The organism is Fibrella aestuarina BUZ 2 (assembly GCF_000331105.1).
GTDB classification, from domain to species: domain Bacteria; phylum Bacteroidota; class Bacteroidia; order Cytophagales; family Spirosomataceae; genus Fibrella; species Fibrella aestuarina.
Genome location: NC_020054.1, coordinates 4,881,587 through 4,893,844, shown reverse-complemented (window position 1 = coordinate 4,893,844; position 12,258 = coordinate 4,881,587). Strand labels below are relative to the sequence as shown.

General features: G+C 47.2%; 13 protein-coding genes. 5 read left to right on the top strand and 8 right to left on the bottom strand.

The features are described 5' to 3' along the window. Nucleotides 1–6 precede the first annotated feature (6 nt). From FAES_RS20145 to FAES_RS20125, 5 genes are all read left to right on the top strand, one after another. Complete coding sequence (locus FAES_RS20145) at nt 7–3,318, top strand: NACHT domain-containing protein (RefSeq protein ID WP_041258201.1); 3,312 nt, start codon at nt 7–9, stop codon at nt 3,316–3,318. 86 nt (nt 3,319–3,404) lie between these two features. Next, entirely contained in the window at nt 3,405–3,641 is a 237-nt protein-coding gene (locus tag FAES_RS20140; RefSeq protein ID WP_041258200.1) for a helix-turn-helix domain-containing protein, read from the top strand. Nucleotides 3,642–3,768: 127 nt separating this feature from the next. Beyond that, on the top strand, nt 3,769–4,161 hold the full coding sequence (locus tag FAES_RS20135; RefSeq protein ID WP_148289415.1) for a hypothetical protein: 393 nt from the start codon (nt 3,769–3,771) through the stop codon (nt 4,159–4,161). A 3-nt stretch (nt 4,162–4,164) separates the two neighbouring features. Then, complete coding sequence (locus FAES_RS20130; RefSeq protein WP_015333058.1) at nt 4,165–4,428, top strand: hypothetical protein; 264 nt, start codon at nt 4,165–4,167, stop codon at nt 4,426–4,428. A 507-nt stretch (nt 4,429–4,935) separates the two neighbouring features. Then, nucleotides 4,936–6,048, top strand: coding sequence for an RNA-guided endonuclease InsQ/TnpB family protein (locus FAES_RS20125; protein ID WP_015333057.1), 1,113 nt, complete (start codon nt 4,936–4,938; stop codon nt 6,046–6,048). A gap of 103 nt (nt 6,049–6,151) precedes the next feature. Here the strand turns inward: FAES_RS20125 and FAES_RS20120 are convergent, their stop codons facing one another. From FAES_RS20120 to FAES_RS20085, 8 genes are all read right to left on the bottom strand, one after another. Then, nucleotides 6,152–6,934, bottom strand: coding sequence for a hypothetical protein (locus FAES_RS20120; protein ID WP_015333056.1), 783 nt, complete (start codon nt 6,932–6,934; stop codon nt 6,152–6,154). Nucleotides 6,935–7,133: 199 nt separating this feature from the next. Then, nucleotides 7,134–7,388, bottom strand: coding sequence for a hypothetical protein (locus FAES_RS20115; protein WP_015333055.1), 255 nt, complete (start codon nt 7,386–7,388; stop codon nt 7,134–7,136). Nucleotides 7,389–7,390: 2 nt separating this feature from the next. Then, nucleotides 7,391–8,071, bottom strand: coding sequence for a hypothetical protein (locus FAES_RS20110; protein ID WP_015333054.1), 681 nt, complete (start codon nt 8,069–8,071; stop codon nt 7,391–7,393). 42 nt (nt 8,072–8,113) lie between these two features. Next, the gene (locus FAES_RS20105) at nt 8,114–8,812 is read right to left on the bottom strand and encodes a hypothetical protein (RefSeq protein WP_041258199.1); all 699 of its coding nucleotides are present in this window, start codon (nt 8,810–8,812) and stop codon (nt 8,114–8,116) included. Nucleotides 8,813–9,233: 421 nt separating this feature from the next. Then, nucleotides 9,234–10,334: an RNA-guided endonuclease InsQ/TnpB family protein gene (locus FAES_RS20100; RefSeq protein WP_015333052.1), complete on the bottom strand. Its 1,101-nt coding sequence runs from the start codon at nt 10,332–10,334 to the stop codon at nt 9,234–9,236. A gap of 59 nt (nt 10,335–10,393) precedes the next feature. Next, the gene (locus tag FAES_RS29180; protein WP_015333051.1) at nt 10,394–11,197 is read right to left on the bottom strand and encodes an antA/AntB antirepressor family protein; all 804 of its coding nucleotides are present in this window, start codon (nt 11,195–11,197) and stop codon (nt 10,394–10,396) included. Nucleotide 11,198: 1 nt separating this feature from the next. Beyond that, complete coding sequence (locus tag FAES_RS20090) at nt 11,199–11,852, bottom strand: helix-turn-helix domain-containing protein (protein ID WP_041258198.1); 654 nt, start codon at nt 11,850–11,852, stop codon at nt 11,199–11,201. 145 nt (nt 11,853–11,997) lie between these two features. Then, nucleotides 11,998–12,216, bottom strand: a complete 219-nt coding sequence (locus tag FAES_RS20085; protein WP_041258196.1) for a helix-turn-helix domain-containing protein — start codon at nt 12,214–12,216, stop codon at nt 11,998–12,000. Nucleotides 12,217–12,258 lie beyond the last annotated feature (42 nt).

Genomic DNA, 12,258 nt, shown 5'->3' with positions numbered 1-12,258 from the left:
GCAAATATGCTAGTGCAGATAAAATCGTTATATCAAATACTGCCAAAAGGGACAGTGGGGGGGAAGGAATTCGCTCAAATTATAGATTTGCTACTGTATCAAGAAGCTAAGCGAAATAATCGGCACATTACGCTTTTCAGTGATGCTGCTGGGGATTACAGGGGATTAGATAGTTATGAAGAGGATCACAAAGATTCAAATAAAATTATTGGTTACCAATATAAATTCTATCCTTCTCCACTTTCAAATGAACACCGGGCCGATATTAAACATTCTCTAATTTCTGCTATTGAAAAAAACGGAAAAGAACTAGCGAAATGGATCATTATAACACCGGAAGATTTTATAGAGTCTTCAACTAGAAAGAGTGGAGGCGATGTGACATGGTTTAACACCTTATCCAATGCTGCAAATAAAGTTAAAATAGAACATTGGGGACATAAACAGATATTGTCTTTGTTTCTTCAATCTTCATCACTTTGCATGTTTTATTATCCGGATTTAGTCCCAGACAAAATCACGTTAAAGAAAACTATACAAGAAGTTAAAGCCCGTTATGATAGGGCTCTTGTAGTGATGCATTCTCTCATAGAGTTTGTTGGAATGTCCGTTTATAAGCATGAAGCTACCAGGGGTGTTCCTATGCAACATATTTATATTCCCTTGGAGCTATCATATGAGGAAAATAACCAGTCTGATGATTTGAATCTGACAATTAATCCGATCGAGCTAATTGAACCTGGTAAAATAAGTGTGATATTAGGAAGTCCCGGATCTGGAAAGTCAACATTGCAAAAATTTTTAGCACTTTCCGGTTCATACAAACCACTTCAAAATAGATATGGAACTAAGCCGCACAAGAGAATATCGATTCTTATTACTTTAAGGCGTTATGCAAATGAATTAAAAACACGACAAAACCTTCCTATCATTGAATATATTATCGAAATTATCAAAGGTGAGCTTTCATTAGTAGATGTTGATTTAAATTTTATTGAATATTACTTAGAAACAGGTCAAGCAATTTTACTGTTTGATGGAGTTGATGAGTTACCTGATTCAAATTATAAATATATAATACGAGACAGAATAAAAACGCTTATAACTGTTTACCCAAGAAATACTGTAGTGATAACTTCTAGGTTTATAGGGTATGAGTCAATTTTTAAGTCAACATCAGTAGAAATCAATCATTATAAATTGGTAGATTTGAGACTGCCAGATATAGAGAGATTTATTAATGATTGGTATACTTGTAGAATTGATAATGTACTGTACAGGCAGCAGAATATTAATGATTTGATAAGAATTGTGAGAGAGGATAATAGCGGCGCGATACGGAATTTAGCTAAAAATCCATTAATGCTGACAATTATTGCGTTAGTACACCGTATAGATGCTGTTTTGCCGGATGAGCGAGTAGTACTGTATCAAAAATGTACAGAGACGCTCTTGAATACTTGGCATGTTTGGAAATTTCGAGATAGTGTTGGTATAAAGCGAGGAAAAGTAGATCGAAATAACAAGCGTCGCCTAGAATCTTTAGCTTATTGGATGCAAATTCGTTTTATTAAAATGGAGACAGCTTCCCGTACAGTGGTAAACTATGACGATCTGGTTTCATTCTTGACCGATTATATTAAATCAAACGAAAAAACTGAAGATGCTGACTTGATAGCTGAAGACTTCGTAGAATTTATAAAAAGTAGAGCTGGTATTTTAATTGAAGTTGGAGATGGATTGTACAGCTTTATACACCTAACATTTCAAGAATATCTGGCCTCTTCGCATTTAAGAACGATTAATGAGAGTGCTGGGGTTTCTGGTATTTGGGATAGTATTAAGGATAATATATCAAAACCCTATTGGCACGAGGTTATAAGGCTTCTAGTTGCACAATTGAAATCAGATGAGACTAAGAATATAATTATAGGTAATATTATTTCAACTCTTACCGAAGTGAAGTATGGAATAGATGTTATACTGCTACTGGCTGGATTATTAGTCGATAAAATTGAAATAAATGATAATATTATTCCTGTAATCACTAAATTAATAGTTCAGTCGTTTCTTGTAGATGTAGATGCTAATTCTTTTAATGTTTTACTCGATAGCGTAGATAAATGGATTAATAATAATGAAAATTCTATTCAAATTTTGACGCAAGTATTGAATGATATTGAGAATGCAAGCTTAACCGAGAAGGAAAGGATAAGATTAGCATTGTTAAGAATGAGGTTGTCACGGTATCATAAGATATCATTAAGCTCATTGCCTGTTTATGTTAGCGATTTTAGGAGTAGGTATATATATAATTTGTTTTTCCAAAATGATAAATTTGATCATTTTGAAAAGATACAAGGTAGTCTCAATGAGATATTTAATGTCCAAAAACTTTTGATGCATTCTTTTCCGCAACGCAACATGTCTAACGTTGTGCTTGAATTATTTGCCCATTCTTTACCTACAGAACTTTCTGCTGCTAAGCTCTTTGAGTTTCAACTCTGTGCTTTTGCAAATCCAGATGATAGTTTTATCGATTACAATGCAAATATCTTTTATTATAATTCAACCGGTGATAAAGATATTCAAGCTTGGCTAGATAATAAATATACTATTGAAGAAGGATATGACATCAGTGTAGTTAATTTGCAGAATTTAAATGTATGCAGGAGAATCAAAAGATCGATATTCAGGGGGCAAAATGTTGTAAAGACTCTTGCCCGACAATTAATCGTATCTGGTAGTTCCGAAATTGTTAGACGTACCGTTTTTCTAAACCCATCTTTTGATCTAGAGGTGAGAAGAGATATTGATAAACATGTATTAGTTATAGGAAACGGATTTTTGGCTGAAGCAATATGTGATATATTTAAATTACATCCAAGATACTTTTGGTACGAAGCTTTGTTGTCTGCTATAGGTAGAAATATTATAAAAAAATATGAATATTGGCAACCTAGTTTTTGGGAATATATAGGAAATGAAATTGAATTGGAAAATTGTTCTGACGCCGTGTATTATTTTGCAGCAATTCTGCTATTAATAGACACATGGTTGTATATGACAGGATTTTACGATTTTTGTAATCAAAGTAAGTTTGATAAAATAGTGTTACTTACAAAAGACGCTGAATTTCCTGCTTTGAAAATTGCACATTGTATAAGGAATGTTATGCGCCAAGATGTAGGAGTAAGTAAACTTAAGGATCTAGTTTACGACGGCACAGCAGAGTGTAGAATGATTTTCGAGCGAGCCGGTTGGATAATTAACAAAAATAGTCGTAGCTCAGAATTTGACTTACCTATTTATTTTTAAACTTTTACTTGACAATTTTTATTAGACACTGTCAAGCCCTGTTCCATTTGAGTTGACATGTTGGTTATCATTAAAAAATTTCTTTAATGCACATCTCTCAATCAAGCGATATTAAGGTTAAAGTTGGAGCACTTATTCGCTCAGCACGTGAAAAGAGGCAACTAACCCTGAAAGAGTTAGCTGATTTGGTTAACTCATCGGAGTCAGTTATGAGTCGATACGAAAATGGTAAGGTAAATGCCTCTTTAAATATGTTGCAGAAGATCGCAGAAGTATTGGGTGCTGATCTAGATGTACATATAGATTTAAAGGAAATAATCTAAATATGAACTTGCATATCAGGTAAAGTTATGTATGTTTGTATTGCCAAACGGCAAACAGAAAACCCCCAACGCTGACAGTTTGGCGACCAAAGCGAAGGGGGCTTGTGCAACTCAAAACCTTACAGCAATGAGTACGGTGCAAAGGTACCAATCAGACCCGGTTGATCCAACCGACGTAGAGCCAGTGGCTCTAGCCTTTATCCCCACGTTTTACAGCGAGTCGCTGAGGGCGAGTCTGTCGCGGCTGCGGGACTACCTCCATACCCAGTTATACGACGCGCTGCTCACCGACTTCGTGGGCGATCCCGACGATTGTGAGTTGCGGCTCGACACGCATGAGATGTTGCTCAAGCTGCATGAGGCGTTTGTGAGCTACTGTGGTCCTGTTCAACTGAGTTGGTATCTGGAGTTCGTCAAAGAGGCGCAATACCTCTACGAGCTACAGGGACTGGCGTTCCCGACCCTTGTTCACGATCTGCAACTGCCAGCTGTGCAGGCTCAGTTGAGCCAGTTCGTGTAGGTCATGGTCTATTTCGTGCAGCAGGACAGCAACCTACCAGGTGTGTGGCTGGCCAGTCAGGACCCTAATCATTTCAAGCCCTTCGAGGTCAAACCACTTGAGTACGAACCGGAGGAAATCAATCTGGATCGTTTCGAGGTGAATTTGGATGATTGGGGCGGGGAGTTCGCTCAAAGTCTCGATACCGTAGAAGACGGTGACGAATCGATCGACGAAACGACGGATCGGTACGTACTGATTCAGTCTTTATCCGATTACAATTTCTAATCTCTATAGCTCGCCGTAACAAGTGTACGGCGGGCATAATTTAACGATGACACAGGTCAAGACGTACCAGTATAAGCTCGAACCCACCTATGCCCGAGAACGGCTAATTGAGCAGGGGTGGGGGCGTGCCAGTATATATATAACCTGACAATTGAATATGAAGAAGCACTCTGGCGGCAGCACAAAATAAGCATTGATAAAAACGAGGTTCAAGCAGACTAAGCTAGGCTCGTAATAGGATAGGAGTCGGTCGACGTGGCTACATGTTCACGTAGAAGGATACCCGTCAAGGCAGCCAGATTGGCCCGCATAGGGTAGGATAATTTTGCCAAGACAAACAGTATTGTTCGTTTGCCTATCGTCAGAATGTCAAAGCTGTTGAACAGGCATCATGAAAAAGGAGCGGCAAATCCCGCGTCTCTAGACTGGGGGAAGCAACACGCGAATGCGTAAGTGTGCTCACACACAAGAGCTTGTATTTGTGAGAGGTTATTTCTATCTTATACCATGAAAGTCCGGTACACGTTTCGCTGTTATCCCACCGACGCTCAAGCTCAGGAGTTGAGCCGGGTCTTTGGGCATAGCCGGTTCGTGTATAACTGGTGTCTCCGGCTTCGTACCGACGCATGGGCCAATGGAGAGCGTATCAACTACAACCAGAGTAGTGCGGCTCTGACTGCTCTCAAAAGGACCCCTGAACACCAGTGGCTTAATGAGGTGAGTTGCGTTCCGTTGCAACAGTCGCTCAGGAACCTGCAAACCGCATTTGGAAATTTCTTCTCTGGTCGTGCTAAATACCCACGCTTTAAGGGCAAGCGAGATAAACAGAGTGCTGAATACACTACATCGGCTTTTAAGTATAGCGACCGTGTTTTGAGCCTTGCCAAAATCGGCAGATTGAAAGTACGTTGGTCGCGCCCGTTTCTATCCAGTCCTACTACTGTCACCATCAGTAAGACTTGTACGGGCCGGTATTACGTCTCGCTGGTATTGGATGAACAGCCTCACCGGTTTGAGAAAACCGGCGAATCGGTTGGTGTTGATTTGGGCATAAACCGACTGGCTACGCTCAGTAATGGCGAACGCATTCCTAATCTTAAATTTACGCGTACCTACGAGAAGAAGTTGGCGAAAGCCCAAAAGTCCCTAAGCCGGAAAACCAAAGGATCGGGACGCTGGAATCGTCAGCGTATCAGGGTTGCCAGATTACACGAAAAATTGACCAACGCCCGTATCGACCATCTCAACAAAGTCACGACGGATCTAGTCCGGCGGTTTGATGTGGTTGCGGTTGAGGATTTGAACGTGCGCGGTATGGTCAGAAATCGCAAGCTGGCCAAGCACCTTTCGGATGCGTCGTTTGGTCGGTTCGTCTCAATGCTTGAATACAAGTGTGCCTGGCGAGGCAAAGAACTGGTTAAGATTGATCGTTTCTTTCCTAGTTCCAAGCGGTGTTCGTGCTGTGGGTACGTGGCACAGACAATGCCCCTGAACGTTCGCAACTGGTACTGTCAGGAATGCCACACTGAACATGACCGCGACGAGAACGCGGCTCAAAATATACTGAATTTTGCCCTTGGACAGAGGGTCAACGCGCATGGAGCGACGGTAAGCCTCTGAATAGCTTAGTGCTATTGGAGCGCGTTGCGTTGAAGTGTGAACCAGCTCGAATCAGTTTAATTGCTGGTTTGGGGGTCCTCCAGCCTCTAGGTGGGGGAGGATGTCAAAACGTAACGGTTCGACTAAGCTGCCGCCACTGCTCGGCCAGTTTCAGATACTGGCTGGCCTGTTCTTCCAGTGCATCGGCGCGCTGATTCATGTCCGAGCGGAGGTGGTGACCAATGGCCCGGAACAGCTTCAGTTGGGCGTTCGGATCGCTGGGGAACTCGCCGACGATCTGGCGAGCCAGCGTCAGGGCTAACACTTCGGGCGAAGGGGCCTCCGGCAGATATGCGTTTGCCGCGGCTTCAATCAACGCGTCCAGTTTATCCCACATGGCTGACTCCTCGTCAGGAATGGGATCAGTGACCGCTTCATCGTTATTGGCTATCGGTTGATCAACCGGCTCGATCTCAACCGGATCGGGCTCAGCCGGATCGGGCTCAACCGGAGCAGGTTCAGCCGCTTCTACTGGCTTCGCTGGTGGTGGGTAAGTTTCCGTTTGAGTCGCTACCCATTGCGACCTGGTGTTGTTAAAATGCGCCGTGATCGAGGCTACGTCGTTATCGATCAGATTCACCTTCCGCCCACTGGCCCGCATTTGATTGCTCACCTCCTCCGGCGTAATCTTTAGGATTTTATCCGTCCGCCGGTAGCGGTTACCCGGCGTGGTACCAGGAACCAAGACGAGGCAATCGAGGTCGCGCAGGGCAAGAAAAAACGAAGGCTTTAGGTCGTGTTTTTTGCAGAATTGGGCATCGTCGACCTGGATGCTACCCGTTGCCGGCACGAGGCCAGCGAGTTCTTTTAGTGCTTTTTTATACTGTTTCGTCGTTTCGGGAGCCATTTACTTCTGAATTGGATAAAGGAGTTACGGAGTCAAGCTCAATGGATTCATCTGGCCTTTTTGAAACCTGAAGAAGATCAGATTCCCGAAAAACGCCGACTCGGTTGCAGGTATGGAGAATCGGACGACGGAGCACAATGCCCTTGGCCATCATCGCTTCCTGATGACAACCTTTACAATGATCTTCACACATAGTATTTTACCGCAGCAGCGGACCGTGTGGTTTGTTGATGACACCGCCCCGGGCGAACCCCTGATTAGACGGGTACTGACGGAGAATAGCCTTCGCCTGGCTGCTGCGCCGCAACGACGCTAACAGGGGAGGTTCGACGCTGCGCCAGTCCTCAGCCCGGCGCTGCTGCTGGGCATACCAGGTGTTCAGCGCCAAACGCGCCGCCAACCGGTATATCTGAAGCAGCAGCAGCGCCGCGATCAATACGAGGGTGTGCAACATGACTACCGACGTCGAGAGCTAGTGTACGAGGTACGGCTAGCCGACTTCGACGATGAATAGGATTTCGAGAAGCCCGATGATGGTCGACTCCAGCACGAATAAGGCCGTGACGTCGTGCGCGTGGTGGTTCGGCTCGACGAATAGCTGCTGGTCGTTGTGGGTCGCGACGAGATCCGATTCCACAGGCTCGGCCGTCGGGTTGTTGTCGATGGCCGGTTATTGACAATCGTCCGGTTGTTGATGACAGTCGTGCGGTTGATTACAGCCGTGCGCGTCCGGGGGCCGTACGACCAACTCGGGTGGGTACGTCGGTAGCCGGTGTAGCCTCTCGACTGATTCACGTACACAGTCTGGTAATGCGTTGCCCGGGGGCCTGACAGCAGGTAGTGGTAGAGCATGAAGTCACTCAGGCTGGGCGATGCCGGATTGAACGACGCCGAGGGCGGATACTGTCGGACGTACTGCTCCATATCCGAGGGGGCCATTGGCCGCATGGCGCCATTGAGGCCGATAACCGAAAGTTGGGTGCAATCGTCGCAGTCGCCCCAGGGTTCATACATACCTGGTCCGGTTTCCCGGATGGTGCAGTCGGGACGAGAGTTGCAGCTGCTGAGTAGGCCTGCCGCCGCGAGTATCAGGCCGGCCAGGAGTTGAAGGAGGAACAGTTTGGCGTTCGTTTTCATGGTAATTATTGGGAAAAAGAGGAAGTGGTAAGCGGTAAAGAATTAGCGGTACAGCCTGTTGGGATCCGTCAGTTCAAGATCACGCTGGACGTATACGTTGCTGAGGTCAAGCTGCTCTTTGATTTCAGCAAACAGGCGCGCGGCTTCAGCGGGGCGGGGTCGAACGTACAGATCGGAGAAGTCGTACTGACTCAGATCGTCGAAGGCGTAGCTGTATGGCTGATAGTTGGGGTCCTCGGCCCCCTCGATGACCAGCCACATTGCCCGGTCAAAGCCACCCACGCTCAACGTATGGAGTTGATCAGCGGCGAGCTGAACGCCGTTTCGACAAGGTTCGTAGCCCAAGGTGATATGGCGCTTTTCGACCAATCGCAGGTAGGCTTCGCCGGTAGCGGTAAACTTGCCTACGCCCTGGGTGATGGCTGACTGGTAAGCAAACTCGCCCAGACGAATCCCGACTCCGAATCCGTCGGTTCTTTCAAAGACGTAGTGTTTCATCTCACCCGCCACCATCTCAATCGATAAGTTGCAGTGGTGGGGGTGGATTGCCAGATCGAGAAGGCCTTTGTGCAAATCGACTTCCATTCGGCACGCGGCCGTTTTGTAAAAAAGCCGGATACGTTGGCCGGGCTGATCAACCAGCACGATCGAGTGCAGGCCTGGCAGGTGACAGTTGAGCAACGTGCGCCGGGCAATGGCCTCGGTGTTGTCGTTGAGCAGTTGATGGACTAAATAGCGCATAGCAGTGATCGTGTATTGGGTAGAGGCAGCCTTTCGCTTGTAGATTGAGAGATAGAGATCCGGATAAATAATCATTTATGATAGCAATTTACGGGTATAATTGCTATTGAGGTATATTTAATTGTTAATGAATCGGTTCACTTACTGCCTAGTCATAGGATTGGCTCACTGGCTGAATACGTGAAGGGACGTGAGCAGAGTCAAAGGTTAGCGTCTAGCTATTGCTTAATTCTGACTTATACGGATAATGAATTTGCCTGTCGGAACGGAGTAGGAGAGGCCATATCTGAAGCAGTCTCATGCTCTACGTTTAAATAAGGTGAAAAAGCAGAAGATAGCTCAAATACAGATGGTAAGCAGTTGATGGATGAGTTGACACTCCCTGTTACAGCAACAAAGGGATTCTTGCTTCAACGTCCAACTAGTGTTGGACTCCACAAGCGGAGACGGTATGCCCTACCGCCTTGTTTTTTATATTCTTGGCTGCGTTTAAGTCCCGATCATGGGCCGTGCCACAAGCAGGGCACGTCCACGACCGCACCGCCAAGGTTAATTCTGTGTTGCGGTAGCCACAGGTTGAACAGTCTTGAGACGTATGCCGGGCGTTGACTTTATCAAATGTTCGACCGTACCACTTGGCCTTGTACTCCAGCATCTGGATTAAACGATGCCACCCCGCATCGCTGATTGACTTAGCTAAGTAGTGGTTGGCTAGCATATTCTTGATTCGAAGCTGTTCTACGCTGATTGATTGGTTCTCTCGAATCAGCCGCGTCGTTAGCTTGTGGTGAAAGTCCTTTCTTGTATTGGCTACACGCTGATGCTGCCGGGCCAATTTCTGTACCGCCTTTCTACGGTTAGCACTCCCTTTCTTTTTACGGCTTACCTGCCGTTGGAGTTGCTTTAGTTTTTTCTCCGCTTTGTAGAGGTGCTTGGGATTCTCAATGGTTTCGCCCTCCGAGGTAACCAGCAGGGACTTGATTCCTACGTCGATGCCGATATGATGCTGAGTAGTAGGCAGCGGCTGTATATCTGCTTCTACGCACACACAGACATACCACCCATCGGCATATTCCCGAACGACGGCCCGTTTGATCGTCCCAGCACAAGGTTGCGAGTTGCGGTAACGCACCTTGCCCAGCTTAGGCAAACGAATATGTGTGGCATCAATACTAACTCGCTGTTTAAAGGCAAACGACTGGTATTGCCCCTTGCGAGCAAATTTGGGAAAGCCCTTTCCCTGCTTGAAGAAGCCCTCGTAGGCATTGAAGACTCGCTCTACAACTTCCTGCCGGGTCTGAGCATTGACCGCCTCGATCCAGGGGTAGTCCTTGGCCAAAATGGCCAACTCTTTTTGAATCTCGTGTTTGCCAATACTGACCTTGTTCTGCTCCCAGAGCGTTCTTTTGTAATCCAGCGTCAGGTTATAGATATACCGGCACGCGCCCAACCACTGCCCCAGTTCTCGCTGCTGGGCGGGGGTCGGTTTGAGCTTATAGCGGTATGTCTTGACCTGTAGCATGGGTTGTAGTTGAAGAATGGTGATTGAAGGCGGGGCTGATTAAGCCCCGCCTTCAATCACTAAAAATCCAGCCTCGCCAGTGTGGCGTAGGCAATCGAGTAAAGCTTTTCCAAGAGTCCGTACTGCTCGATGGCCTCCAGATAGCTTTGCCCAGCTTGTTTGTGGAGGTGATACACGTCGATGCCGTACGTTGGCATCATCTGCCGGTAGAGGTAGCGATACGTCTCGGAGGTATCACAGTTAACCCGAACGCTGTACTGCTCAACAATCTGCGTAATGGCTCCCCGTAGCTGGCGGGGGTGATTGTAGGGCGGTTGTCTAGGGGTACCGAACAGAGCGGGCACCGATGGGGGCGGATAGCCCGAACTACGCCGACGGTGTTTAGACTGTCCATTCATCAACGCGGCTACGTCGGCTCGTAGCTGAGTCAACTGCTCCTGCTGGTGTTGGGAGATAGCGGCCTGTTGCTGGCTGACTTGAGTCTGCTGTTGTACCAGTTGGATTAATAGTTGTTCAGTGGCGCTCGGTAGGCTTGGCGTAGTGGCAACCTGTCGTAACTGCTTCTCGGCTTCGATGAAGTAGAGCCGTGCCCGTTTACCCTGCTGATTGTTTTGTACCATCGCTAACTCTTTGGCGCAATCCAGTGTCAGGGCGTAGTCCACGCTCTCCTGCGCCCCGCCAAGGGTATCTAAGATTTTAGATACCCTTACGTAGTCCTGCCCCTCAACCAGTTCGTACTTATCGACTCGATTCTTGAACCAGTCAGCAAACTTGGACTTCACACTTAAAAACGCGTGCAGCTCGCGGGCTGACACCACCGATGCGCCTTGCGCATTAGTGGTGATTTGAATCAACGCCTCCATCTTACCCGACTTTGTTGAAAGCGTGTAGCAACGCGATGAACTGAGGATGGCCCAGGATCGAGGCCAACTGGGCCGACGAGGTGTAGAAGCGCTCGCAGAGGTAAAGCAGTTCGTCCCAGTAGTAGTCCCACCACTGCGACTGGTGCTCGCCCAGGTACGTTACGAATTCGCGGTGGAGGTGAATTGCCAGTGCCACGTCCGCGTGCTGGATGATCTCGCCCTGCTCGTCGTAGATCAGGTTCGCGTCGTCTTCGAGTTGTGGGTAGACTTCGTCGCGCAAATACCAGCGCAGCCGCCCCAGCTGCAACTCGAAGCCCGTTCCGGCTAGTGGCGTCGGTTCGTGATGGTGCAGCAGCGTGTCCCGCAGGGGCCCACCGATACCCCGCAGTAAATAGTCAGCGTCGACCTGCGGGTAGGTGTTCAGGAGCCACTCGATCAGGGAAATGGACGGCTTCTGTTTGCCCGAGGCGATGTAGCTCAGGGTGGGCTGGGCGATGCCCGCGCCCTTGGCCACGGCGTAGCCCGACAGGCCCAGCGCCTGCATGACGGCTAAGAAGCGGTGGTTGAGATCGCCGCGTTGGGCGGGAGTGGGAGCCGTTGGCTCATGGAGGCTTGGCACAATGGGCCAGGCATCGTAGATTTGCACCGTACTCATGATTCTGAGAGGTTTTTTGTGGTACATGCCCCCTTCGCTGTTCCGTCCAAAGAATGAAGCGTTGGGGGTTTTTATTTGCCGATTGACACTACAAATATAAACAACTGACTATATGTAACAAGTGTTCTTGTAAAAAATATGAATGCTAAACGAATCTCGCTTCAAATTTGAAGCCTAAAGCAGTGGCCAGCTTTTGTAACGTTTCGATGGTAAGGTTTTGTTTTCCCTGTTCATAGCGAGCCGCTACGGACTCGGAGACACCTAGCTGTAAGCCAAGTTCCTTAAGGGTTAATCCTTTCCTTATTCTTGCTTCTCGAATCATTGCGCCGACTTGCTGCTTTATGTCGTCTGGGTGGGTTGCCATGGCGTAAGGTTTGGGTCAAATGCATGTGCACTTAGTTGCGGG